Raw genomic sequence first — 24,681 nt, 5'->3', positions numbered from 1 at the left:
GTGAAATTTTATACTTTTATTTCGAAAACCTGCATGATAGCGGGTTTTTATTTTTATTCTAAATTCACAAGTGATAGAATACAAACGAAGAACAGAAGAGGTATTTAATGGCGGAAAACAAACGTTTTGGGGCCGATCTTGTACTCGAGTCCCTTTTGAATCATGAAGTTAAGTATATTTTTGGTATTCCCGGTGCCAAGATTGATCGGCTTTTTGAAGCAATTGCCCACACACCCGGTGCACCAAAATTAGTAATTACTAAACACGAACAGAATGCAGCTTTTATGGCCCAAGCAGTCGGCCGTTTGACAGGAAAACCTGGCGTGGTCCTTGTCACATCCGGCCCTGGTGCATCTAACTTGGCGACAGGAATTTTAACCGCACAGACTGAAAATGACCCGGTAGTCGCAATTGCCGGCCAAGTGCCGCGTAATGATTTGTACCGGCGGACTCACCAGTCAACGCCTTCGGTACTGCTGTTCAACGGTATTACGAAATTTACGACAGAAATTCAGGATGCTGAAAATATTTCCGAAGTAATTGCAAACGCTTTTGATGCCGCTACCAAAGCACCACAGGGTGCATCCTTTATCAGCCTGCCGCAAGATGTTGACGACAGTCCTGTCACAAGCAAAGCACTGGCAAAAGTCCAGACCATCACGGCCGGCCCAGCTGATTTAGACGGCATTAAATCCTTGGCAGATAAGGTTCGTCAAGCCAAACTGCCTGTCATTCTCGTCGGCCAAAGAGGCTCAGACGAAAAAGTCGTTGCAGCCCTGCATGCCTTTTTGCACGGGGTTAAATTACCAGTTGTTGAAACATTCCAAGGCGCCGGCGTGATTGATCACAGCCTGCTGCAGCAATCATTCTTCGGACGTGTCGGCCTGTTTGCCAACCAAGCCGGTGATCAGTTATTGAAAGCTGCTGATCTGGTGATCACAGTGGGTTATGATGCCGTCGAATACGAACCTCGTGTCTGGAACAAGGAAAACCGTTTGCAAATCGTCACGATCGATTCGACCGATGCGCAAATTGACGCACACTATAACCCAGCCTTCCAATTGGTCGGCAATATTGCTCAAACATTGAATTTGCTGGCTGATGAATTGCAGGATTACACAGTCAGCGACGCTGTTGAACAACGCCTGACAGCCTTTCGTGATCAGCTGCAGACAGAACCCGGCGGACCTAAATTCCAGCCTGCTGACGGCCTCTCGCATCCCTTGGATGTCGTTCATGCGATTCAAAAACAAGTCACAGATGACATGACCGTGACTTTGGATGTCGGATCTGTCTATATTTGGATGAGCCGTTTCTTCCGCTCCTACCGTCCGCGCCATTTCCTGATTTCTGATGGCATGCAGACTTTGGGTGTGGCACTGCCTTGGGCGATCGCCGCTTCCTTGGTCCGTCCTGATGAAAAAATCGTCAGTGTCTCCGGTGATGGCGGCTTTATGTTTTCCAGTGCAGAATTGGAAACGGCTGTTCGTTTGCACGCAAACATTGTCCACATTATTTTTAACGACCAAGGCCACTACGACATGGTCAAATTCCAAGAAGAAATGAAATATGGTCAGTCAGCCGGTGTTGATTTCGGCAAGATTGATTTCGTTAAATATGCAGAATCCTTTGGTGCCAAGGGCCTGCGCGTGGATAATCCCGATCAGATTGACTCAGTTCTTAGCGAAGCCTTTAATTGGAACAAAGGTCCGGTTGTTGTGGATGTTCCAGTCGATTACTCGCACAACACGGAGCTGTATGCTGATTTGATCCAAGGAGCGACGGACTAATGGCTGACTTTTCAAAAATTTACCAGCACGGTATCCTAGCACAAATCATGGATGGCCAATATGACGGTACGACAACAGTTGGTGATCTGTTGACTCATGGCGACTTTGGCATTGGCACCACCACCGGTATCGGTGTGGAATTAATCGTTCTAGACGGAAAGGCCTATGGCGTCCCAAGCAGCGGCAAAGTCCGTTTGCTGGATTTGCAGACTGAAAAAGTGCCTTTTGCAACTGTGAACTTTTTTGACAAACAGCTGCCTAAAGAAACTTTGACCGACATGACTTCAGCCGCCTTTGAAAAACACGCCGTTGAACACGGCGCTTTGCAAAATGTCTTTACAGCTGTCCGCCTGCATGGTGAGTTTACAGATGTCCTAGCGCGCTCTGCTGATCAGCAGCAAAAACCTTATCCGCCCTTTGCAACAGTTGCTGCCTCTCAGCATGAATTTCACGCCGATAAGCTGCAGGCGACCATCTTGGGTTACTACACACCTTCAGTATATGAAGGGGCTGCTGCTGCCGGATTTCACCTGCACATCTTAGCTGATGATCATTCCTTCGGCGGCCATCTGCTGCATTTTCATATCAAACAAGCTGATTTACAGCTGCAAGTATTTGATGATTTCCAACTGCATCTACCAACCAGCAACAAGATTTTCCGTGACCGCCAATTAGACCTGCCGACCCTAAAAGCGGCCATGCGGAAAACCGAATAAAAAATTATTACTCTTTATGCCAGGCTTAGTTGCCTGGCTTTTTTATTGACAAAAAGTCCATTTTACAATGTGGCATAACTTCCAAAAGACCAGATTTTTCCCTTGACTCACCTTTATGAAAGCGCTACCGTAGATAGCGATGGGGAATGTGAGCGAACGGGTAAAAAACCAGTCATACCGGCACTTTTGGCTGTCACATTTTTCATGAAAAGCATAAAAAACGACCTGTAATCGTAAACTAAAAAAATTATCCAAGGAGGCAGCACGTGTTACTAGGAAGCATTGAAGCAGGCGGCACAAAATTCGTCTGTGCCGTCGGAAATGAAGATTACCGAACCAAAGATATTGTTCGTTTTCCAACCACAACACCAGAAGAAACACTAACCAAATGTATTGATTATTTCAAAAAATTTGATGACTTAAAAGCGATTGGTATTTCTTCTTTTGGCCCGATCGAGTTAAGGAAAAATTCACCCAAATATGGTTTCATTACCAATACACCCAAGCCGGGCTGGTCTGATGTCGACTTTGTCGGCCGGATCAAAAAGGCCTTTAATATTCCGATCCATTGGACGACTGATGTGAATGGGTCGGCCTATGGCGAATATGTCATTTCGACATTGTTCAACGAACATATCAATTCATTGGTTTATTACACGATTGGCACCGGTGTTGGCGCCGGCGCAATTGTCAACGGCCAATTCATCGGCGATCTCGGCCATCCAGAAATGGGCCATGTACGTGTTAAGCGCCACCCGGACGATCTTGATTTCCCAGGCATCTGCCCCTTTCATGGTGATTGCTTGGAGGGATTAGTTTCCGGTCCAACTTTTGAAGCCCGCACTGGCAAAAAAGGACAAGACATTCCCCTGACAGACCACGTCTGGGATATCATGGCTTACTATGTCGCCCAAGCTGCTTTGCAAACGACTTTGACTTTACGGCCTGCCAAGATTGTCTTTGGCGGCGGCGTGATCAGTGAGGAATTCTTAAAGAAAGTCCGCGTACAGTTTAAAGACTTAATGAATGATTACATTGACGTCGGCAAGCTGGAAGATTATCTTGTGATGCCGGCAATCAAGGAAAACGGTTCAGCAACACTAGGCGACTTTGCCTTGGCCTTGCTTGAATACCGCAAATAAATCGGTACGGATCGTCAAAGAACTTCCTCACCGCAAGCTTTTTTGGCGGTCAAAAATTGGTAAAATATTGAGAATATAAGGAAGGATTAAATTTATTATGGATGCTTTAGTATTAACTGCTGTTAAGCAAATGGAAGTACAGGAGACTAAAAAGCCGACACCAAAGGCCAACGAAGTCTTAATTGAAAGCAAGTACGCTGGAATCTGTGGAACCGATCACGCTTTGTATAACGGATTACCAGGTTCAGCAGCTGCTGTACCACCAATCGTATTGGGACACGAAAACTCAGGCATTGTTGCTGAAGTTGGTGCTGACGTTGTTGATTTTAAAGTTGGCGATCGTGTCACGGTCGATCCTAATATCTATTGCGGCAAGTGTTTTTACTGCCGTACCGGCCGTCCAGAACTCTGCGACAATTTATCAGCTATCGGTGTCACCCGCAATGGCGGATTGGAGCAGTACTTCACAGCTCCTGAGACACAAGTCTACAAGGTGCCGGATAATGTTTCCTTAAAAGCTGCCGCTACGACTGAACCAATTTCATGTGCTGTCCATGGCGTGAAATTATTGAAATTGACGCCTTATCAGAAAGCTTTGGTAATTGGAGACGGCTTTATGGGCCAGCTCTTCGTACAATTATTGCGTGCCTATGGTGTGCACCAAGTGGATTTTGCCGGTATTATCGATGAAAAACTGGCCTTGAATAAAGAAAAGTTCGGCGTAACCAATACCTTCAATACCACACGCGACCAGATTCCGGCTGACTATGATGTTGTTATTGAAGCTGTCGGCTTGCCTCAGACACAAGAACAGGCTGTGAATGCAACTGTCAAAGGTGCTCAGGTCTTGATGTTTGGTGTCGGTAAACCAAATCAGGAATTCAAGATGAATACCTATGAAGTTTACCAAAAGCAGCTGACTATCCAAGGATCCTTCATCAACCCCAACGCTTTTGAAGATTCTCTTGCCTTATTGTCGAGCGGCAAACTGGATGTTTTGCCATTGATCAGTAACGAGCCTTCTCTCAAAGATGTGCCTGATTATCTAGACGGTACAATTAAAGACGTTAGCAAGGCCGTTGTGAAAGTCGGAGAATGACCCGGCCGGGTGTACCTCGCCCGCAAAACAAACCAGACGCCGCAAGTGCCAGTTTTCATACAACTTCCACCACGGCTTCTACAGCCAGTTTAATTGCCTACTTTGCAATCTCGATTGTGATTAATTCAGCCGGAAACGTCTTGACCTTGGTCACAAGTGCCAAGATCCATCCTTCCTACCTCGGAGCTGCCTATTGGACAGCTGCGACAGCCAATTTCGGTAATGCTTTGCATTGGAATCTATTTTGGTCATTTATCATCATCGGATTGATGACAATTGTCCTAAACGCCCTGTTAGTCGGGCATTGGTCTTGGCAGCGCGCCTTGGGAAATTTGTTATTTATGTTGCCCTTTTCCGCATTAATCCAAGTATTCGCTGACTTTTTCAACGGCGTCTATCCCTTTTTTGCAGGACTGCCCGCAGCGCATAGTCCAGCCATGATCATTTTTTACATCTGCCTGAATTTCTTCGGTGATGCTTTGATCGGGATTGCGATTTCTATTTATCAGCGTGTGAATTTGATTCTCCATCCTGCTGACGACTTAATGCAGATCCTGCGTTTTAAATATCTTAAAGGGCATGCTGCCACTGCGATGTGGGTTTCATACCTGCCGCCAACTATTCTGACGGTGATCGCTTTGATCATTTCGCATCAATTTACGAATTTCGGTCTGGGAACAATTTTTGCCTTGTTATTCCAGGGCGGTATTACAGGCGCGGCCGATAAAATCGTCTTCCCAAGACTTCATCACCGTGCCATTCACGTTTCCCAAAATTAGGAGGTTTTATTAATATGGCTTTGAGTAATTATTTTACGGGTATTCAGCACGTCGGCATCCCTGCCGCTAATTTGGATGAGACAGTCAGTTTCTATAAATCACTGGGATTCGAAGAAGCCGGTCTTTTCGAAAACGGCAGCAGTCATTGTGCCTTCATGCGTTTTGGCAATCTAACCATTGAGACTTGGGATGGCGATCCAACAGCTCAAAAAGCTGGTGCCATCAATCACATCTCGATGAATACAACTGATGTTGACAAAGCTTTTGCTGCTGCAAAAGCACAAGGTCTTCATCTCGTCGATAAAGAAATTCAATCGATTCCATCATTTTGGGACAACGGTATTCGTTTCTTCAATATTCTAGGACCAAATAAAGAAACAATTGAATTCTGCCAGATTCTCTGAAATTAAATCATGACATTTGAAAAGCACAGCTTTAATGGCTGTACTTTTTTGTACGCGGTAAAATTTATTCAGATTTATTTTTCAGTGCTTCTTTGATTTCAGTCAAAAGTTTGACAATTTGGCGCAAACAATAAAGAACATACACAACCACCGCTATTAATAGAACATAAAACAAGAGATTAATAAACATAGCAAAGCCAAAATACATCATCGTCATCAAGTCCTTTTTCAGTTAGTCCGTCTCTTCAATCAATTATAATTTAATCAAAGATCTCGTTTTCGATTTTCTGGCCATTAGCCAAAGCGACAGCATCATGCAAAGAAATCCTGACCATATTTTTAATGGCTAAATCCGTATAAAAGGCAACATGCGGAGAAAGCAGCACATTATCCATGGCCATCAATGCTTGTGCATCGGCCGGAATTATTTTCGGATCAGAGACAGCGCTCATGAATTCATTTTCGTTGGGCAAGACATCCAAGGCTGCGCCGGCCAGCTTGTCACTCCTTAAATTAGCCAGCAAGGCATCGGTTACCACGAGGCCGCCGCGAGCAAAATTCAAGAAGTAACTACCTGCCTTCATTTTGTCAAAGAAAGCCGAATCAGCCATCCCCGCAGTCTCGTCATTCAAAGGTGTGTGGAAAGTCACCACATCAGCTTGTGCTAAGGCCTGATCTAGATCAACATAATCCAAAAAAGCTTCATTTTGAGCATGATAAACTGGGTCAACTGCCAAAACTTTGGCTCCCAGGGCATGCAGCATCTCAGCCAAAGCAGAACCAATCCGCCCAGCACCAATCACAGCAATAGTGAGATCGTGAATTTCGCGTCCTTGAGGCGCAGCCGACCACTGCCAATCGCCACTCGTCGTTGCCCGATAATAGCGTTTGTTGTTGCGGATTAAGTTCATCAATTGCGTCAGCGTATATTCAGCAATAGCTCTTGGCGAATAGGCAGCAACATTGGAAGCTCTCAAGCCAGCTTGATGAATGGCTGGTAAATCCAAAATATCGTAACCGACTTGGCGAATTGTAATCTGTTTGATACCAAATTCGGCTAATTGCTGATAGACAGAATCAGGAATCGCAACCGTCTGCTGAGTCACAATTGCATCATAGCCCTTAGCCAGGCTGACATTTTTTTTTGAGAGATAGTCAGTCAGCTGGTCGACTTGATGGCCAGTCTGCTGGCAGAATTCTTTAATATAGGGTTTTTCGTCGCCTAAAACGGCATACATCAGTATTTTCATATTGCTACAATCCTAGCAAAAAAGGGCATCGATAACAAATTTAATTGGCTTCTTCTTGACAAGTTCGTCAACAGCGCATAAAATGACATATTGTCACATGACAGATCGTCACATTTTATGCCAAAAGAAACTTTTTACAATTTAAGCGAAGAGAAACGTCAGCGGATTCTGCGAGCAGCTCAAAACGAGTTTTCTCGTGTGCCCTTAGCGGAAGCCAAAGTTGCCAGAATTGTCTTGGATGCCGGGATTCCTCGCGGAAGTTTTTATCAATATTTTGATGATATCAGCGATCTTTATCACTATTTTTTTAAAAACAAGGCCCGCAGTTTTCAGGAAAATTTCAAGAAAGCTGTCCTAACACACGATGGCGACCTGATTGAAGCTTGGCGTTTTATGGATAAGCAGCTCATAGGCACAATCATTAAAAGCCGCAATTCGGTTCTTTTCGAAAATGCTTTATTAGGGCTGGATATTCAACGCAGTCAAAAAATGCTCCGGCATTTTTCTCATTTTGATGATCCGGCTATTCAATCTTTAGATGATCTTTCTTACATCGACTTTTCCGAATTGAGAATCGACAGCCTGGATGATTTCAAAGCGCTGGAAAAAATTTTTTCAGGTTTCGTGCTGCAAGCCGTCAGCAGTTATTTTGCAAAAAAACGCGCCGGCGAGGCTGTTGGCTTAGATCAGATTCTGGCACAGACTGATAAAGAAATTAATTGGCTGAAATACGGTATCAAGAAGGAGACAGAACATGATTAAACTTTCCAAAGGACGCATGAGTGCTTGGATTGTCGCACTATCGGTCCTATTTATGATCATCCAGGTCTATACAATGCTGCGTTTGCCGGATCTGACTTCCGATCTGATCAATAACGGTGTTGCTAGGGGAAACATTACATATATCTATCACACAGGTGCTTGGATGGCGTTTTATTCTCTGCTTTCCGTCCTATTCGGCGTGGCCAATACCTACACATCATCGGTGGCTTCCCAGAAACTGGGCATGCGCCTTCGACGCGATATCTACGATAAGGTCATGGGCTACTCTAATGAAGAGTTTGATAAAATCGGCACTTCTTCTTTAATTACACGAACAAGCAACGACGTGGTTCAAATTCAAAATGTTGTCATGATGTTTTTGCGTTTGATGATTATGTCGCCGATTATGCTGATCGCAGCCAGTGTCTTAGCTTACGGCAAATCCGCCCGTTTGACAGAGATCTTTCTGGTCGCCATCCCAGTATTGATCCTCATCATCGGCGTTGCCATGTATTATGCCGTGCCTTTATTTAAAGCCATGCAGAAGAAAACAGATCGTATCAATCTGGTCTTTCGCGAAGGTTTGACCGGCGTCCGTGTGATTCGAGCTTTTGGCCGCGACCAATTCGAACAGGACCGTTTTAAAGAGGCCAATCAGGACTTCACGCAAAACGCGGTCAAAGTCTTTTCAATCATGTCCGTGATTTTCCCGCTGGTCACTTTGGTCATGTCCGGCACAAATGTTGGTATCACCTGGTTCGGCGGACATTTGATTGCTGATCAAGCCATGCAGGTCGGTGATCTGGTCGCTTTTATGACTTACGCCATGCAAGTGCTGCTGAGTTTTATGATGCTGGCCATGATTTTCGTGATGGTACCCAGAGCCCAGGCCTCAGCTGATCGGATCAACGAACTTTTACAAGCACAATCCACGATCAAAGACCCCGCAGCATCAGCCAGCGCGTCTCAAACAGCTTCTCTAGTTTTTAAAAATGTCGGATTTAAATACACAGGTGCAGAGGATCCAGCTCTATCCGGCGTAACTTTTTCTGCCAAATCCGGCCAAACAGTCGCAATTATTGGCGGCACGGGTTCCGGAAAATCGACACTGATTAATTTAATTCCGCGCTTTTACGATGTGACGACCGGCAGTATCCAAGTAAACAGCCAAAATATTTCTGATTACAAGCAGGAAAATTTACGCGATTTGATTGCTTTGACGCCGCAAAAAGCCATCTTGTTTACCGGGACGATTCGTGAAAATCTGAAATACGGTAATCCACAGGCGACTGATATGGAACTTTGGCATGCCTTAGACGTTGCGCAAGCCAGTGATTTCGTCAAGGAATTGGTTGATGGCCTGGATGCTCACGTCGAACAAGGCGGCGATAATTTTTCCGGTGGTCAAAAACAACGTTTGGCCATTGCGCGAGCTTTGGTGAAAAAAGCGGCGATTTATATTTTCGATGATAGTTTTTCGGCCTTGGATTTTAAAACCGACGCCAAACTGCGGGCAGCATTAAAAACAGATCCTGAAATCCAAAAAGCCGTCGTCGTGATTGTCGCTCAGCGTATTTCGACAGTTGTTGATGCTGACACAATCCTCGTCTTAGAAGACGGCCGCATGACGGGTGCTGGTACCCATGCCGAACTTAAAAAGAGCAATCAGGCATACCAGGAAATCATCGACTCGCAAATTCGTAAAGGAGATCAATAATGGCTGAAAGCAAAAACACAAAACAGTCGCACGGCAGCGGTTCTTTTGGTCCTAGCATGGGCCGTCCCGTGCAAAAAGCCAAACATTTCTGGCCAACCAGCAAGCGGCTGTTTGCTTATATGAAAAGACAATGGCTGGCCGTCACTTTTGTGATTCTCTTTGCGATCGGGTCAGCGATTTTCCAGACACAAACACCGAAAATACTCGGCCGGGCAACAACGGAAATTTTTAAAGGTGTCATGACGGGAGGAGCACAAATTAAAGCTGGCATCCCCATCTCGACTTTTCCAATTAACTGGCAAAAAATTGCCGGCATTATTCTGGAAGTAATTATCCTCTACGTCCTCGCGGCACTACTGTCTTTTATCCAGCAGTATATGATGACGCGTGTCTCGCAAAAAACTGTCTTTGATTTGCGGCGTGACTTGAAAGCCAAAATGGCCCGCCTGCCGATTAATTACTATGATACGCATACAAATGGAGATGTCATGTCGCGGGCAACCAACGACATGGATAACATTTCATCAACTTTACAGCAGAATTTGACGCAATTAATTACCTCCTTTGTGACCTTCTTTTCGATTCTATGGATGATGCTGTCCATTTCTTTGCAGCTGACTTTATGGGTCTTGATTATTGTGCCGGTCTCGATTGTTATCATCGGCATCGTGGCACCACGTTCACAAAAATTCTTTTCCGCCCAGCAGAAATCGCTTGGCCTGTTAAACAACCAAATCGAGGAAAGCTACGCTGGGTATACGATCGTGCGTGCCTATAACCATGAAGATAGCGAACGGAAAACTTTTGCCGAAGAAAATGAGCGTTTGTATAAGGCCAGCTGGAAAGCACAATTCGTTTCCGGCATGATTATGCCCTTAATGACTTTCATTAATAATTTAGGTTACATCGGCATTGCCATCATCGGCGGCATCAAAGTCGCTAATGGCCAAGTGACCATCGGCAATATTCAAGCTTTCTTACAGTATACGAATGAGTTCAGCCAGCCAATTACACAAATCACGAATTTGACCAATCAAATTCAGTCAACAATCGCCTCGGCGGAACGTGTTTTTCAGGTACTGGATGAAGATGAGATGCTGGATAACCATCAGAATCTGCCAGTAGTCAAAGAATCTGAAATTATCAATTTCGACCATGTTCAGTTTGCCTACGGCGATAATAAAGAACTGCTGATGACCGATTATAATTTACCAGTCAAACAAGGTGAAATGGTCGCAATCGTCGGACCGACAGGTGCCGGCAAGACAACGATGATCAACTTATTGGAACGCTTTTATGACATTCGCGGCGGCTCCATCCGCTTTAGAGGACGAGATACGCGCGACTTGGACCGTGCAGATCTGCGCAGTCATTTTGCTATGGTGCTCCAGGACACCTGGCTGTTTTCCGGATCAATTCACGATAATATCGCCTATGGCCGTGAGAATGCCAGTGAAGCCGACATTCTAGCAGCGGCCAAGGCCGCTCATGTTGATAGTTTTGTCAGGCAGCTGCCTAAGGGTTATGAGACACTCTTAAATGAGGAAGCTTCCAACATTTCGCAAGGACAGCGGCAATTAATCACGATCGCCCGTGCATTTCTAGCTAATCCAGAAATTCTGATTTTAGATGAAGCGACTTCGTCAGTCGACAGTCGGACAGAAATCCAGATTCAGCACGCCATGCAGAATCTATTAAAAGACCGGACAAGTTTCGTCGTGGCTCATCGTCTGTCCACGATTCGCGATGCCCAGCATATCGTTGTCATGAATCACGGTTCGATTGTTGAAACAGGCAGCCATGATTCTCTGATGGCAAAAAATGGTTTTTACGCTGACCTCTACAATAGCCAGTTTTCCGGAAAGGCGGTAATCTAATATGAAAAAGAAAAGTCGTCTTGTCATAACAATATCGGCGCTTCTGGTCATTATAGCTGCCGGCACGCTACTGTTTGTTTTCCGTCCGGCACAGTTGTCGACGACACACAATCATTACCGAATCAGCGGGATGTCTGCTAACATTCGCGGTACGGCCAGCCCCGCCAAACAAATTCAATATCGAGTCGGTAACGGTACAAAAAGAACGATAGCAGTCCGGTCAGGCAGTTTTGCCATTAATCTGCCTGCTTCCGACCACAAACAGATTGTCACGATTTATAATCACGGGCGTTCAAAAAAAGTCACTGTTTCTGCTGCAACAGCTTTAGCAGACTACCAGCTTTTCGCCGGAATCTATAATCAAGCATTAATTGCCAGCCGTTTGCCCAAACATCTCCAGCAGATAGCTAAAAATCCGGCTGCCGATCCCGCAAAAAGCCAGCAGCAAGCAGCAGAACTAGCTGCCGCAATGGCCAAAATTCAAAAAAACAGCCAAAAAGAACTGCTGCCAGTGCAGCTAAATAACACGATCCGCAGCCTGCCTGCCCAGCACAGCTACCAGCTAAGAATCAATGTCCGGCATCAGCAGCTGATCGGTATAACGCTTATCTCGCCTTTAGCCAGCCTGAGAAATCAAAAAGCACAACAAACAACAGGTTCTTTTGTCACTGTCTTAGCCCTGATTGCACAAGCCAGCGGTGCAGATCCCAGCCAAGTACTCAAGGATTTTGGCAAAACAGCTCGTCAGGCAAACAATGCCAAAACGACATCGCTGCGTCCTATTCGCTCTAAAGGCGTCCAGTTCGATCTGGGTGTTTCAACACAAAATTTGTATGTTTATGTTGGCAAATACGATCATTAATCAGCCTTTTTGTGATACTTGAAATCGTTTTCCTTTTGTTGGATAATGGAAAAGTTACGTAAAACGCTTTACACAACGTCTACCAATACAGAAAGGTTTTTATGGGAATTTTATTTGCACTAATCCCGGCCCTCACTTGGGGTTCGACGGGATTAATTAATACAAAAATGGGTGGTTCGGCCGCTCAACAGACATTAGGTATGACCTTTGGTGCTCTGATCTTTGGCCTCGCTACGATGTTTATCTTCGTGATTCCTCAAGGAATCTCCGTCGATTATCATATTTGGGTAGTCGGCTTGCTGTCAGGCTTGTTCTGGGCTGTAGGAACGGCTGGACAATTTGTCGCTTATAAGGATATGGGCGTGTCTTCAGCCTTTCCAATTTCAACTGCTGGACAGATCATCTCAAATGCCTTGATGGCTGCAATCGTCTTAGCTGAATGGCGGACTGTTAACATGTGGATCTTCGGTGTGATTGCCGTTGCCTTGGTAACGGTTGGTGCATTGCTTACCGCTGCTCGTTCCCGTGCTGCAAAACAGAATAATACGGCGCGGCCAGCTTCATATACGCACGGCCTGATTGCCATTCTGCTTTCAACAATTGGCTACATGTTCTACTTTGTTTTTCCGAATTTGATGTTTAAGACCGGCTTTATCAGCCCAGCGGTTCATGATGCGCACAATGGCGTTGATTACATGACTGCTATCGTTGGCCCGCAATCAATCGGACAAGTGCTGGGTGCCTTTTTGATCGTCTTATTCGTCTTCCATGAAGGCAATAGGATGTTTGAAAAACCAACTTGGAAGAACATTCTGACTGGTCTTAGCTGGGGTATTGGTAACTTATTCATGTTTATTTCCACTGCCAATCCGGCAATTGGACAAGCTACTGCTACCACGCTGTCACAGATGGGCGTGATCGTCGGTACCTTTGGCGGTATCTATCTCTTGCACGAAAAGAAGACACCAGATCAAATGGTCAAAATTGTTATTGGTGCCCTGCTGGTTGTTCTCGGTGGTGTACTGATTTCCAACTTGAATCATTTGTAATCCGTCTCTAAAAGATATTAAACCAAAAAACAGGCATTTGCCTGTTTTTTGGTTTAACGGAACATTGTTTTTAAGGCTTTTGCCATGACCACAGGATTTTTTTCATAATGGTGCAGTTTGGTCAGCTTAGTCTCAGGGATGCCCAAAAAATGATAGACGGCCGTCTGAGCGGCACGTATTGAATATTGTTCCGTGAAGACCATATCGAAAGGCATCTCGGAAAACTGGCTGATGAAAGCCAAATTTTTCGATCCTTTCGGAACGACTTTTGGCCGGTCGCCGACTGCCCGTCGGTTAAATAGTGCACTGGCATAAGGCATATAGACAGGGATTACGTTTACAATCGAATCCCAGATCTCATCTAAGTGGTTAGCTAATTTATCCTGGCTATCATCAACTTCATTCAAATGACCAAGCAGCTCAGTCAGAATCTCGCGGCCAGTCATGTCAATAAAAGGCTTATCGACATAATCGCCATTGACTCTAGGCAACATCGCATAGCCCCAAAAGATCGTCTCATTTTCCTTTTGTGCTTTAAAATGCGGCTGGTGATGTACAACAATCGAAAGCAGATTACTGGAATCAACCCAAGTGTTCAAGGCGTTTCCGGGCTGCTGCTGCGTAATACGCGTAATTTGATTCAGTAGAAAATGATTATTCGTCGTGACTGTAAAACTCATCCATTCCGATTGCGGCCTGTCATTGAAAAACTTATCCGGCTGCCCTAAGGAGTAAAAGTGTTCAGTCGCTTGTTTCCACAGAGCTGCTGACGGCGCGTATTCGTCATTTTCGACAATCGGTGTATCGAGATCGCCGATGCTGGCTGAATCCGTGATCGCGCCGTTCGTATCAAAGACCAGGTCGTCTTCTGCTAGGGCGATCGTGGACTTTTCACCAGCAGGCTGCTGCTCGATTTGCAGACCTTTGACGATAATATCATCACGCAAAGGCGTATCAGCAAAATCAAAAGCTGTCACTTTCACATCGTTAACGAATTTAGCGCCCTGATCAATTAAATATTGACGCATGGGCAGAATCAAGGATTCATATTGGTTATAGGGCGTTCGTGTGACCCCTTCCAGTGTGTTAATGCGGGAAAACTCCAAAATCATCCGGTTCATATAACGCCGCAGTTCCATAGCAGAAGACTCTTTTTTAAAGGCAAAAGTCGTTTCCCACATGTACCAAAAATTAGTCGTGAAAATATGTGGACTATTTTTGAACCAATCGGCAATCGACACATCGTTTAGCTGCTGCTCATCCTTTTCCGGGATCATCATCAATTTCGAAAGCAAAGTGCGGTCTTTCATATTAAACTGCATCTTGTTGTAATCATTCTTGCCGCGAATCCGCAAACCATCTGTCTTATCCATCAGCCTTGCAACATCGTGAGTCGGATGCTGATGATCAAAATTCAAAATATCATCAGTTACAGATTGGCCCGGGTTGTCTAAAGAAGGCACACTTTTTAACAGATCCCACAAATTTTCGTAGGTTTCTTCGTTCAACATACGGCCGCCCTCGGCTAAAAAGCCGGCTGTATTGGATAATTTAGGACCCTTATATTCTTTTGTGTAAGCTTCGACTTTGTCACCATCATTTGCACCATGGGAATTTAGGCCATAGAAAGTGATTTGATCGCCTGACCAATGGCCATCTCGGATCAAATACAGGCCGGCTGCCAAATTGCCGATGCCGCTTCCGATCATATACGCATGCTGTGTCATAAAATGCTCCTTTTTAGATTTACAAGATTATTGTGACACGAAACAGGCAGTGGCAGAAGCAAGGGTGGGATTTTGTAATATGACGTTGTAGATGTTTGACAAACGCGCCAGCTATGTTATATTTGTAGACATAGATTTCAAACGACTTGATCCGGAGAGTAGTTTTGAACCAAAGCAGAGAAAGTTGGCGTTTGATGCAAGCCAACGTGCGGGGAGAGATGAACATGGCCGGTGATTGGCTGGTGCGAACCGTTTACGGAAAACACCAGACGGAATGGCCCTCGTTACCGGGCACGCCATTAGAGGCAGCTCATACGCTTTGCTTTAGATGGTTGGCAAGACTTGTTTTTGGCAACAAAACAAGTAAAGCAGGATGGTAACGCGTTAATCGCTTCTGTATTTCAGGAGCGATTTTTTTATACCTTTGTTTCCGGATTGAAATCGTTTAAGAAAATGGGATGGTCTATTACATGGAAAACACACTCAAGAAAACTGCATACGTTTCACTCACGGTCTTAGCCGCCAGCGGATTGGCCTTCATTGCGCCAGCCGTATCTCAAACTAACACTGCCGATGCCAAAGCTAAGGCGATCACGATCAAAGTCGGCGTCATGACGATGAACGACGAGGACAAGGCCGAGTGGAAAGTCATCAGCCAATATGCTAAAAAACATGGCAATGTCAAACTTCGTTTTGTCCAATTCACTGATTACAGTCAGCCTAACCGTGCCTTAGCAGACGGCGACATCGATATCAACGCCTTCCAGCATTATTACTTTTTGGATAATTGGAACAAAGAAAATAACGCTAATTTAAAGCCGATTGCTAAAACAGTTATCGCGCCGCTACGTCTTTATACGAAAAAGAATTACAAAAGCGTCAAAGATTTACCAAAGAACGCCCAGATTGCGATTCCTAACGATGCGACTAACGAAGGCCGCTCGCTTGTCGCTTTGCAGACGGCCGGCTTAATTAAATTAAAGAAGGGCGTCAAACTGGCAACGCCGTCTGACATTACCAGCAATCCCAAGAACATCAAAATTGTGCTTGTGGAAGCTTCGCAAACGGCCCGTTCGTTGGGTTCTGTTGATGCCGCTTTCGTTAATAACACCTTCGTTCCGGCTGCTGGATTAAAATTCAATTCAGCCATCTATGTGGAGCCGGTTAACAAGGCTTCCCGTAAATGGATCAACGTGATTGCAGCTCGTCCGAATTACAAACAAAATAAGAGCAAATACGCTGCTTATAAAGAAATTATCAAGGGTTATCACGAAAAGAAAATCAAGCGTTTGATCAAAAAATACTCAGGCGGAACTTCGCTGGCAGCCTGGGATATCAAGCTGAAGTAAGCCAGCACTTAAAAAGCAGAGGACAAAATCATGTCAGAAAATACAGATACAGTTACATTAGTTAAGCCGCCTTTTAGAGCCGATATTGTCGGCAGCCTGCTGCGGCCGCGAGATTTAAAGGACGCACATGCACAATTAGCAGCCGGTCAGATTGATCAAGCCCAGTTGTTAGAAGTTCAGCATAAAGAAATCAAGCGCATCGTTGATGAACAAGTCCAACTCGGATTAAAAGATGTGACTGACGGCGAATTTTCACGCAGCTGGTGGCATTTGGATTTTCTCTGGGGACTGAATGGTGTCGGTAAATATGATTATGAAAAAAGTTATAAGTTTCACGGCAGCAAGACGCGTACAGATAACGCCGAACTAATTGGAAAAATTGCTTTTAATCCTGATCATCCCTTCTTTGCCGCCTTCGGCTACTTGAAATCAATCACGCCTAAGGGTGTTCTGCCTAAGCAGACAATTCCATCTCCCAGTCTGCTCTTCCGCGACAACCGTAGTGATAACTGGCATCAGTTTTACGATAATTGGCAGGATTATTTGTCCGATATTGTCACTGCCTATCGTCAGACCATCTTGCATTTTTATGAATTGGGCGCACGTTACGTTCAATTAGACGATACGACTTGGGCCTTTTTGATCAGCAGTTTAAATGCCAGCAAAGATGATCCGGACAAACACGCTGCTTTTGAAAAAATTGCGACTGACTCTGTTCAGATTATCAACCAAATTCTGGATGGTCTGCCTGAAGACTTAACTGTCACAACACATATCTGTCGTGGTAACTTTCAGTCAACTTACTTGTTCTCTGGCAGCTATGACACGATTGCCGACTATCTTGGCCAGTTAAATTACGACGGTCTCTTCTTGGAATACGACAGTGACCGTTCCGGTGGTTTCGCGCCCCTAACCAAGATTTGGAATCAAGATAAAAATAAAAGAATCGTCCTTGGGATCGTGACATCGAAGTTTCCTGAATTAGAGAGTCAAGAATTATTAGTTGATCGTATTAAAGAGGCTTCAACTTACGTACCCCTTTCTAATTTGGCCATCAGCACCCAATGTGGGTTTGCGTCCACTGAAGAAGGCAACAAGTTAACCGAAGCTCAGCAATGGGATAAGTTAAAACTCGTGATCCAGACTGCCAAAACTGTTTGGCCTGAATAAGTTTCAAAGCGCACAAAGCGCTTGGTTCTAGTGATGTCGAGCAGCGGCCGCTCAATTGCTTCATAAGCAATGTTATGCAGGTTCGACTCCTGCCGTCACGTTCGGATCCTATAAGATCCCTCACGAAAAATCCGAAAGCATAAACTTGTGCTTCAAATAAAGTTTAAAAGGAGCAGCATATGTCAGTTGCAAAAGTGGCAGATTATTTTCAACAATACGGACTGGCTGACAGAATCCATGTTTTCCAAAAATTGACTGCGACTGTGCAAGAGGCAGCCGAGACATTAGGCATTCAAGCCGACCAAATCGCTAAGACTTTGGCTTTTGACTTGGATGGCAGCCCGTTAGTCGTCGTCACCAGCGGATTGACACGTGTCTCCAATCAAAAATTCAAGGCCAGTTTTGGAAAACGACCGACCATGATCGCCAACGATAAATTGGAACAAATAGTCGGTTACGTGGCCGGCGCTGTCTGTCCTTTCGCCTTGAATCCCGGCGTCCGTGTTTATCTGGACCGTTCATTAGAAAAACACGACCTCTATTATCCAGCCGCCGGAGATGTGAACGCAGCGATTAGATTGTCCCTACAGGAATTGGAAAAATACTCGCACCCGGCCGCCTGGGTCGATGTTGCTAAATAACAAATTTAAAAGGAGAAAAAATGCCTGAAAAAACAGAAATTAGACAAGAATATTTGGATAAACTCGCTGACTTGATCAAGATTCCCAGCGTTTCAGCGAAGAAAACCGGTTTAAAAGAAGCTAGTCAGCTGATCAGCGGCTACTTCCAGCAATTAAAGGCCGATCAGGTCGCCATCGATGATGAATTTGAATTCCCGCTCGTGATTGCCAAATTCAAAGCAGCAAAAGCAGGTGCAAAGACCATCTTGATTTACAACCATTATGACGTCCAGCCGGCCGAACCTTTTGATCTTTGGCACAGTGATCCTTGGACTTTAACCCAGCGCGATGGTAAACTTTTCGGCCGCGGCGTTGATGATGACAAAGGCAATTTATTGGCGCGTTTAACTGCTTTAGCTGAATACTTGGACGCCCACGATCATCAATTACCAGTCAACATTGATTTTGTCGTCGAAGGTTCTGAAGAAACGGCTTCACGCGGCCTTTCCGACTATCTGATCAAACACGCAGCCGAACTGCAGAATGATTTGGTTATTTGGGAATCCGGCGGCTATAATAGCAAAGATCAGCAAGAAATTAACGGCGGCACTAAGGGTATTGTGACTTTTGATTTAGTTGCCAAGACGGCTGATCGTGATTTACATTCCAGTTTGGCACCTGTTATCGATTCAGCTGCTTGGCAATTATTAGAGGCGATTAATTCCCTGCGTAATCCGGACGGCACGATCGCAGTCAAGGGTGTTTATGACACAGTCCGCCCAGCTAGCACGCGTGAACAGGATCTGGTCGAAAAATACTCAACCATTGATCAGCATTTATTAGTCAACGATTTCAAACTAACAGCGCCGCTTTTAAACAGCAGCACCCGCGAGGAATTATTAAAAGCCCTCTACTTCTCGCCGGCTTTGAACATCGAAGGCATCAGCAGTGGTTATGAAGAGGCCGGTGTGAAAACTGTTTTGCCTGCCCAAGCTGTGGCCAAACTTGAAATTCGCTTGGTTCCGGACCAAGATCCGCATGATATTTTTGATAAAGTCGCAGCTCACTTGAAGGAAAAAGGCTTTACAAATGTCAAAGCCGTCTATACTTTAGGCGAAAAACCCTATCGCTCTGACCTCTCAGCTGACGAAATCCAGCGTGTGATTGCGATTACGAAGCATATTTATGGTGATGATATTTCCTTGCTGCCGACTTCGCCAGGAACCGGCCCGGCGGCTTATTTTTACGACAACTTTAAATCGCCGATCGCAGCTGTTGGTATTGGCTATGCTGCTTCAGCGGATCATGCACCGGATGAAAATGTCCGTTTGAAAGATTATGATGATCATATCGAATTTATTAAGGAACTAATTAGCAGTTATGAGTGATCCAATCATCGATTTTAAAGATGTCAGCGTCCATTTTCAAAACGGCAGCGAGGCCGTAGATGCGGTTAAAAACATCAATTTACAGATTAAAGCTGGCGAGATTTTTGGCATCGTCGGTTATTCTGGTGCCGGTAAATCAACACTGGTTCGCTTGATTAATCTGCTGCATGGCCCGACATTGGGTGATATTTCTGTTGCCCACGTTCACAGCGTGGCGAACGGGCAAGTCTTAATCAAGGGCAAGGCTCTGCGGCAGTTGAGGCAAAAAATCGGCATGATTTTTCAGCATTTTAATCTGTTAGATCAGTCGACCGTTTTGCAAAACGTGCTTTTTGCCTTGAAACATTCTGGTCTTAACAAAACAGCACGCATCGCCAAGGCCAAAAAATTGATTGACCAGGTCGGGCTAACAGACCGGATTGATAACTATCCAGCTCAATTATCCGGCGGCCAAAAGCAGCGTGTCGCGATTGCCAGAGCCTTGGCTAATGATCCGGAGATCCTGATTTCTGATGAAGCAACCAGTGCCTTGGATCCAAAAACGACCAAGCAGATTCTCCAGCTATTAGCGGATCTGAATAAGAAGACCGGTGTCACGATTGTCTTGATTACGCATGAAATGCAGGTGGTAAAAAACATCGCCGACCGTGTTGCCGTCATGAAAAACGGTGAAATTATCGAGCAAAATGCGACTTATGATATTTTTGCCAATCCGCAAAAAGCTTTAACCAAAGAATTCATCGAGACAGCTTCCGGCAGTCAAGAAGCGCTGGAAAAGGTCTTGCAGCAGCCTGAAGTCAAACAGCTTCCCAGTAATGCACTTCTTGTCGAACTATCATTTAGCGGCAGTACGACTGGTGAACCAGTGATCTCCCTTTTGGCAAAAAAGTTTGATGTGACCGCTGATATTTTATACGGCAACGTTGAAAGCATCCAGGGGATCGCCATCGGCACGCTGATTGTGGTTCTGCAAGGCAGCAAGGCAAACATTCAAAAAGCCTTAGCAGAAATTAAAGACAGGAAAATCGGTTTGCAGACGATCAAGGAGGGAAAATGATTAACTGGTTAAATAAAATCATGCCCAATGTGATCTCAATGGGTTGGGGCGGCGACTACGGCTGGTGGCAATCTATCTATCAGACTTTGTTTATGACGCTTTTTTCAGCCCTGATTGGCGGTTTAATCGGGCTGATTTTTGCCATCATTCTTGTCCTAACAGATAACGACGGCATTTTGCCTAACCGGCCGGTATTCTGGCTGGCCGATAAAATCGTTTCCGTCTTCCGCGCAGTCCCTTTTATCATTCTGCTATTCGTTATCTCACCCTTTACACACCTGCTGATTGGCACCACCTTAGGCGCAACAGCTGCCTTGGTTCCCTTGAGCCTATCCGTCGCACCTTTTTATGCTCGCCAGATTCAAGTCGTTTTGAAAGCTGTTGACCCAGGCAAAATTGAAGCTTCTCAGGCACTTGGCGCCAACAATTGGGATTTGCTCATAATTTATATGAAAGAAAGCCTGCCGGAAATGATCCGTGTGTCGACTGTGACTTTGATTAGCCTGATCGGGCTAACAGCCATGGCTGGTGCGATCGGCTCTGGCGGCTTAGGCAACACGGTCGTCACCTTCGGCCAGCAGTCCAAATACGATGTGGTCTGGGTTGGTACGATTCTGCTGCTTCTATTAATTTTCGGTATCCAAGCAATTGGTGATTGGTGGGCCAAACACAGCAATCACGCCGTATAGCCATAAAAAAACACCCCACAATTGAGGTGTTTTTATTTGTCCAAGTATGATCGTCACTCACGCTGCAAATAAACGCGATAACGGTCACCAGCGTAGTAGGTTTGTACGAATTCAAAAGGTTTACCATCGGTTAGATAAGAAGTCTGCCTTAAGAAAAGCGCTGCCTGGCCGTTGGTTAAATCAAGGCGTTTACAAATATTGACATTCGGAACCAGCGCAGAAAATTCCTGAATTGCCTTGCCAAAACGAAAACCCTTTTCTTCCAAGTATTGATACAAACCGCCCGCCATCTCATTTCGCGTGATGTTGCCAACTAAGGCAACAGGAACGGTCGTAATTTCATAGGCAATTGGTTCATCATCACCGTAACGCACACGTTCCATCGTAATCACATCTTGATCACGGCTGATTTCCAAATTCGAGGCCTCAATTAAAGACGGCTGATGGCGTTTTAAAAAAATAAATTTCGTCTTAGCTGTCTTACCTTGCGAACGCATAATTTGTGTAAAACTGGTCACGCCCTTTAAATTTTCTGAGACTTCATTATTTTGTGCTGACACATAAGTGCCTGACCCCGGTTTGCGCAGCAATTTGCCTTGGTTAACCAATAGTGTCGTTGCTTGGCGCAGCGTCATGCGCGATACTTTATATTCTTGGGCTAGTAAACGCTCTGATGGCAGCCGGCTGCCGCTTTCAAATTGCTGTTTGTCGATTCTTTTTGCTAAATCATCTCGGATGCGAAGAAACACTGGCACACTACTCATAAGGCTGCAGCGGCTTTTAAGCCATCTCCATCCACAAAATTGTCCAACAGATCCTGCTGGTCATTTAAAATGTTAAAGTTCGCCCGTTTGCCGGCTTCCAGCGTACCAACATCAGACAGACCGAACTCACGCGCCTGATTCACAGAGGTCATCTGGACAGCATCTTCGATACCGGCACCTGTAAATTTCTGGACATTCTTAAATCCAAGAATATATTTCAGAACAGATCCAGCAAGGTGGCCATTTTCTAAACGTGCAGCGCCATCTTTGATAATCACTTTCTGACCGCCTAATTCAGAAACTTCGTTTTCCTTTTGTCCCTTGGCGCGCATCGAATCGGTGACAATTTCAATCTCGTGCGGGCCCTTCAGCAGATAAGCCAACTTCACCATTTCACCCGACACATGAACGCCATCCGTAATTAATTCCACTTTCACGGAAGGCGTCAAAACACCATAACCCGTCACACCGGGCTCGCGGCCTTCCAGCTGCGACTGACGATTGTACAAATGCGTCACATGCGTCGCTAAAGTCTGGCCTTTATTCATCTTGAAATAAGACTGATCCGTATGCCCGGCGGACAATACCACGCCCATATTATGCAGGCCGGCTTCAAAATCCGAACCGGCTTCTTCTGGTGCATATGTCAGTAATTTGATCAAGCCATTAGCCGATTGCTGCCATTGCCTAAACAATTCCAGATCTGGTTTGATCACATATTGTGCCGGCTGAGCACCATTCATTTCCGCATTAATAAAGGGGCCTTCCAAATGAATACCGCGAATCATCGAATTATGTTCAGCGGCTTGGGCAATCGACTTTAAAGCTGCATCGATATGCTCTTTAGTCTGTGTGATCGTCGTCGGAAAAACAGTCGTGATCCCTTCTTGGCGCAAATGCTGTGTGAAACGGTTCAAGCCGTCAACATCGGCATCCATCGTATCAAAACCATAACCGCCATGCGTATGGACATCGATAAAGCCCGGCACCAGGATACTGCCGGCTGTCGTTTGAACAAGCTCATCATCAGCTTCCGGCGTGAACTCAGCCATGCTGCCAACTGCTTCAATTGTATTAGAAAAGCGCAGAAAGCCATTTTTCACGACTCCTGCGCCAGTATAGATATCAACATTCTTAATTAATTTAGCCATAGCTCCATTATATATTGGTCTATCCCAATTAAACAAGCATTATGAAGCTAAAGCTTTTTTGGAAGCTGCAATCATCTTTGGCTGAGACTTGCCATCGACAGCTGCTTTGGTGACAGTCACCTGTGTAATTTCAGGTTTTGACGGAATCTCGTACATGGTTTCTTTCATCGTCGCTTCCATAATTGACCGCAGGCCACGCGCACCGGATTTCTTCGTGATCGCAATTTTAGCCATTTCTTTTAAGGCGCTGGGCTCAAATTCAAGCTTGACGCCGTCTAAAGCGAACAAAGCTTGGTACTGTTTGACCAAGGCATTTTTCGGCTTCGTCAAGATTTGGACCAAATCATCTTCATACAGAGGATCTAAGACAGAAATAATTGGCAAACGACCCAAGAATTCCGGAATCAGCCCGAACTTGATAATGTCTTGATCGGTCAGCTGAGTCAAAGGATTCTCTTTGTTAAATTCCTGCTTGGCTTGCTGGTCTTCGTGACCGAAGCCGATCATTGATTCGCCAAGACGATCGCGAATTACCCCATTGACACCGTCAAAGGCGCCACCGACGATAAAGAGAATGTTCGTGGTATCGACTTGAATGTATTCTTGCTGGGGGTGCTTGCGGCCACCTTGTGGTGGTACCGAAGCAATCGTGCCTTCCAGCAGCTTTAGCAAAGCCTGCTGGACACCTTCGCCGGAAACATCACGCGTGATGCTGACATTTTCGGATTTCTTAGCAATTTTATCGATTTCATCGATATAAATAATGCCGCGCTGGGCTTTTTCAACATCAAAGTCGGCTGCCTGCAAAAGCTTTAAGACAACATTTTCAACATCTTCGCCCACATAACCAGCTTCAGTCAAGGTCGTTGCGTCAGCAATGGCGAATGGCACATCCAGCATCTTGGCCAAAGACTGTGCTAGATAAGTCTTTCCAGAACCAGTCGGTCCGACCATCAGAATATTTGACTTCTGCAGTTCGACATCACTTTTGTGTTCCAAAGATTCATTGACACGCTTGTAATGGTTGTAAACTGCGACAGCCAAAGTCTTTTTAGCTTCTGTCTGGCCAATCACATAGTCATTTAAGCGATTGACGATTTCTTTTGGTGTTGGTAAATCATCAAGAATGAGTGTCTGCTGCTCGTTGGCCAATTCCTGATCAATGATCTGCTGAGCCAAAGCCACACATTCATCACAAATATAAACACCGGGACCAGCGATTAATTTTTTCACCTGATCCTGCCGCTTGCCGCAAAAAGAGCAAGCGATCGTTGATTGCATCGATTCTACGTCCATAGCGTCTATTATATCAAAGTTTG

Annotated in this window: 21 protein-coding genes, 1 tRNA gene and 1 pseudogene; 18 read left to right on the top strand and 5 right to left on the bottom strand. The window is 45.2% G+C overall.

Annotated features, from left to right (window positions below; all coding sequences use genetic code 11):
• Positions 1-107: 107 nt before the first annotated feature.
• The 6 genes from alsS to NRF22_RS04455 all read left to right on the top strand — a co-directional run bounded on the left by alsS (position 108) and on the right by NRF22_RS04455 (position 5,930).
• On the top strand, positions 108-1,790 hold the full coding sequence (gene alsS / locus NRF22_RS04480) for an acetolactate synthase AlsS (protein WP_263779408.1): 1,683 nt from the start codon (positions 108-110) through the stop codon (positions 1,788-1,790).
• Positions 1,790-2,506 (top strand): acetolactate decarboxylase, encoded by a 717-nt coding sequence (budA, locus tag NRF22_RS04475; protein WP_007744634.1) that lies wholly within the window; start codon positions 1,790-1,792, stop codon positions 2,504-2,506. Before alsS ends, budA begins: the two co-directional genes overlap by 1 nt.
• A gap of 266 nt (positions 2,507-2,772) precedes the next feature.
• A complete protein-coding gene (scrK, locus tag NRF22_RS04470; RefSeq protein WP_007744637.1) occupies positions 2,773-3,648 on the top strand; it encodes a fructokinase ScrK in 876 nt (291 codons plus the stop codon).
• Between the two features lie 97 nt (positions 3,649-3,745).
• Positions 3,746-4,747 carry a zinc-dependent alcohol dehydrogenase family protein gene (locus NRF22_RS04465; RefSeq protein WP_007744638.1) on the top strand — a complete coding sequence of 334 codons (1,002 nt, stop codon included), beginning with the start codon at positions 3,746-3,748 and terminating at the stop codon, positions 4,745-4,747.
• Positions 4,744-5,526, top strand: a complete 783-nt coding sequence (locus NRF22_RS04460; RefSeq protein ID WP_007744639.1) for a hypothetical protein — start codon at positions 4,744-4,746, stop codon at positions 5,524-5,526. The genes NRF22_RS04465 and NRF22_RS04460 overlap by 4 nt, the downstream gene beginning before the upstream one ends.
• Before the next feature lie 14 nt (positions 5,527-5,540).
• Complete coding sequence (locus NRF22_RS04455; protein ID WP_007744641.1) at positions 5,541-5,930, top strand: VOC family protein; 390 nt, start codon at positions 5,541-5,543, stop codon at positions 5,928-5,930.
• A gap of 260 nt (positions 5,931-6,190) precedes the next feature.
• Here NRF22_RS04455 and NRF22_RS04450 read toward each other — a convergent pair whose 3' ends face one another.
• The gene (locus NRF22_RS04450) at positions 6,191-7,180 is read right to left on the bottom strand and encodes a D-2-hydroxyacid dehydrogenase (protein WP_263779407.1); all 990 of its coding nucleotides are present in this window, start codon (positions 7,178-7,180) and stop codon (positions 6,191-6,193) included.
• Between the two features lie 90 nt (positions 7,181-7,270).
• Here NRF22_RS04450 and NRF22_RS04445 point away from each other — a divergent pair, with 90 nt between their 5' ends.
• The 5 genes from NRF22_RS04445 (at position 7,271) to NRF22_RS04425 (ending at position 13,447) form a co-directional block, all read left to right on the top strand.
• Positions 7,271-7,942 (top strand): TetR/AcrR family transcriptional regulator, encoded by a 672-nt coding sequence (locus NRF22_RS04445; protein WP_241778148.1) that lies wholly within the window; start codon positions 7,271-7,273, stop codon positions 7,940-7,942.
• Positions 7,935-9,659, top strand: a complete 1,725-nt coding sequence (locus NRF22_RS04440) for an ABC transporter ATP-binding protein (protein ID WP_007744645.1) — start codon at positions 7,935-7,937, stop codon at positions 9,657-9,659. Before NRF22_RS04445 ends, NRF22_RS04440 begins: the two co-directional genes overlap by 8 nt.
• On the top strand, positions 9,659-11,536 hold the full coding sequence (locus tag NRF22_RS04435) for an ABC transporter ATP-binding protein (protein ID WP_007744647.1): 1,878 nt from the start codon (positions 9,659-9,661) through the stop codon (positions 11,534-11,536). Before NRF22_RS04440 ends, NRF22_RS04435 begins: the two co-directional genes overlap by 1 nt.
• Before the next feature lies 1 nt (position 11,537).
• Positions 11,538-12,398 (top strand): hypothetical protein, encoded by an 861-nt coding sequence (locus NRF22_RS04430; RefSeq protein ID WP_263779405.1) that lies wholly within the window; start codon positions 11,538-11,540, stop codon positions 12,396-12,398.
• A gap of 101 nt (positions 12,399-12,499) precedes the next feature.
• On the top strand, positions 12,500-13,447 hold the full coding sequence (locus tag NRF22_RS04425) for a GRP family sugar transporter (protein ID WP_007744651.1): 948 nt from the start codon (positions 12,500-12,502) through the stop codon (positions 13,445-13,447).
• 53 nt (positions 13,448-13,500) lie between these two features.
• Here the strand turns inward: NRF22_RS04425 and NRF22_RS04420 are convergent.
• Positions 13,501-15,180 (bottom strand): annotated as a pseudogene (locus NRF22_RS04420) (oleate hydratase); the annotation flags it as partial.
• Between the two features lie 464 nt (positions 15,181-15,644).
• On the opposite strand from NRF22_RS04420, the gene NRF22_RS04415 reads away from it, so the two are divergent.
• The 7 genes from NRF22_RS04415 to NRF22_RS04385 all read left to right on the top strand — a co-directional run bounded on the left by NRF22_RS04415 (position 15,645) and on the right by NRF22_RS04385 (position 21,447).
• Entirely contained in the window at positions 15,645-16,523 is an 879-nt protein-coding gene (locus NRF22_RS04415) for a MetQ/NlpA family ABC transporter substrate-binding protein (RefSeq protein ID WP_007744662.1), read from the top strand.
• Positions 16,524-16,553: 30 nt separating this feature from the next.
• On the top strand, positions 16,554-17,693 hold the full coding sequence (locus NRF22_RS04410) for a vitamin B12 independent methionine synthase (RefSeq protein WP_007744663.1): 1,140 nt from the start codon (positions 16,554-16,556) through the stop codon (positions 17,691-17,693).
• 29 nt (positions 17,694-17,722) lie between these two features.
• A tRNA-Met gene (locus NRF22_RS04405) sits at positions 17,723-17,794 on the top strand.
• Positions 17,795-17,872: 78 nt separating this feature from the next.
• Entirely contained in the window at positions 17,873-18,334 is a 462-nt protein-coding gene (locus NRF22_RS04400) for a YbaK/EbsC family protein (protein ID WP_007744664.1), read from the top strand.
• 20 nt (positions 18,335-18,354) lie between these two features.
• Positions 18,355-19,701, top strand: coding sequence for a M20/M25/M40 family metallo-hydrolase (locus tag NRF22_RS04395; protein WP_007744665.1), 1,347 nt, complete (start codon positions 18,355-18,357; stop codon positions 19,699-19,701).
• Positions 19,694-20,758: a methionine ABC transporter ATP-binding protein gene (locus NRF22_RS04390; protein WP_263779403.1), complete on the top strand. Its 1,065-nt coding sequence runs from the start codon at positions 19,694-19,696 to the stop codon at positions 20,756-20,758. Before NRF22_RS04395 ends, NRF22_RS04390 begins: the two co-directional genes overlap by 8 nt.
• A complete protein-coding gene (locus tag NRF22_RS04385) occupies positions 20,755-21,447 on the top strand; it encodes a methionine ABC transporter permease (RefSeq protein ID WP_263779402.1) in 693 nt (230 codons plus the stop codon). Before NRF22_RS04390 ends, NRF22_RS04385 begins: the two co-directional genes overlap by 4 nt.
• A 53-nt stretch (positions 21,448-21,500) precedes the next feature.
• Here NRF22_RS04385 and NRF22_RS04380 read toward each other — a convergent pair whose 3' ends face one another.
• Genes NRF22_RS04380 through clpX form a run of 3 tightly spaced genes read right to left on the bottom strand, consistent with a single transcriptional unit; the run spans position 21,501 to position 24,658 of the window.
• Positions 21,501-22,211, bottom strand: a complete 711-nt coding sequence (locus NRF22_RS04380) for a GntR family transcriptional regulator (RefSeq protein WP_028291813.1) — start codon at positions 22,209-22,211, stop codon at positions 21,501-21,503.
• Positions 22,208-23,362, bottom strand: a complete 1,155-nt coding sequence (gene nagA / locus NRF22_RS04375) for an N-acetylglucosamine-6-phosphate deacetylase (RefSeq protein WP_263779401.1) — start codon at positions 23,360-23,362, stop codon at positions 22,208-22,210. The genes NRF22_RS04380 and nagA overlap by 4 nt, the downstream gene beginning before the upstream one ends.
• A gap of 39 nt (positions 23,363-23,401) precedes the next feature.
• A complete protein-coding gene (gene clpX / locus NRF22_RS04370; protein ID WP_263779400.1) occupies positions 23,402-24,658 on the bottom strand; it encodes an ATP-dependent Clp protease ATP-binding subunit ClpX in 1,257 nt (418 codons plus the stop codon).
• Between the last annotated feature and the right edge of the window lie 23 nt (positions 24,659-24,681).

The sequence above is a fragment of the Oenococcus kitaharae genome, from assembly GCF_025758695.1.
In the GTDB taxonomy this organism is placed as follows: domain Bacteria; phylum Bacillota; class Bacilli; order Lactobacillales; family Lactobacillaceae; genus Oenococcus; species Oenococcus kitaharae_A.
This window is presented reverse-complemented; position numbering and strand designations above follow the sequence as displayed.

Bases quoted from the DNA above. Each gene is read 5' to 3' on its own strand.
- NRF22_RS04435 (WP_007744647.1), top strand. From the start codon at position 9,659: ATGGCTGAAAGCAAAAACACAAAACAGTCGCACGGCAGCGGTTCTTTT.
- budA (WP_007744634.1), top strand. From the start codon at position 1,790: ATGGCTGACTTTTCAAAAATTTACCAGCACGGTATCCTAGCACAAATC.
- NRF22_RS04425 (WP_007744651.1), top strand. From the start codon at position 12,500: ATGGGAATTTTATTTGCACTAATCCCGGCCCTCACTTGGGGTTCGACG.
- NRF22_RS04450 (WP_263779407.1), bottom strand. From the start codon at position 7,180: ATGAAAATACTGATGTATGCCGTTTTAGGCGACGAAAAACCCTATATT.
- NRF22_RS04430 (WP_263779405.1), top strand. From the start codon at position 11,538: ATGAAAAAGAAAAGTCGTCTTGTCATAACAATATCGGCGCTTCTGGTC.
- NRF22_RS04410 (WP_007744663.1), top strand. From the start codon at position 16,554: ATGTCAGAAAATACAGATACAGTTACATTAGTTAAGCCGCCTTTTAGA.
- NRF22_RS04395 (WP_007744665.1), top strand. From the start codon at position 18,355: ATGCCTGAAAAAACAGAAATTAGACAAGAATATTTGGATAAACTCGCT.
- NRF22_RS04385 (WP_263779402.1), top strand. From the start codon at position 20,755: ATGATTAACTGGTTAAATAAAATCATGCCCAATGTGATCTCAATGGGT.
- NRF22_RS04400 (WP_007744664.1), top strand. From the start codon at position 17,873: ATGTCAGTTGCAAAAGTGGCAGATTATTTTCAACAATACGGACTGGCT.
- NRF22_RS04440 (WP_007744645.1), top strand. From the start codon at position 7,935: ATGATTAAACTTTCCAAAGGACGCATGAGTGCTTGGATTGTCGCACTA.
- nagA (WP_263779401.1), bottom strand. From the start codon at position 23,362: ATGGCTAAATTAATTAAGAATGTTGATATCTATACTGGCGCAGGAGTC.
- NRF22_RS04380 (WP_028291813.1), bottom strand. From the start codon at position 22,211: ATGAGTAGTGTGCCAGTGTTTCTTCGCATCCGAGATGATTTAGCAAAA.
- clpX (WP_263779400.1), bottom strand. From the start codon at position 24,658: ATGGACGTAGAATCGATGCAATCAACGATCGCTTGCTCTTTTTGCGGC.
- NRF22_RS04390 (WP_263779403.1), top strand. From the start codon at position 19,694: ATGAGTGATCCAATCATCGATTTTAAAGATGTCAGCGTCCATTTTCAA.
- NRF22_RS04455 (WP_007744641.1), top strand. From the start codon at position 5,541: ATGGCTTTGAGTAATTATTTTACGGGTATTCAGCACGTCGGCATCCCT.
- NRF22_RS04460 (WP_007744639.1), top strand. From the start codon at position 4,744: ATGACCCGGCCGGGTGTACCTCGCCCGCAAAACAAACCAGACGCCGCA.
- alsS (WP_263779408.1), top strand. From the start codon at position 108: ATGGCGGAAAACAAACGTTTTGGGGCCGATCTTGTACTCGAGTCCCTT.
- NRF22_RS04465 (WP_007744638.1), top strand. From the start codon at position 3,746: ATGGATGCTTTAGTATTAACTGCTGTTAAGCAAATGGAAGTACAGGAG.
- NRF22_RS04415 (WP_007744662.1), top strand. From the start codon at position 15,645: ATGGAAAACACACTCAAGAAAACTGCATACGTTTCACTCACGGTCTTA.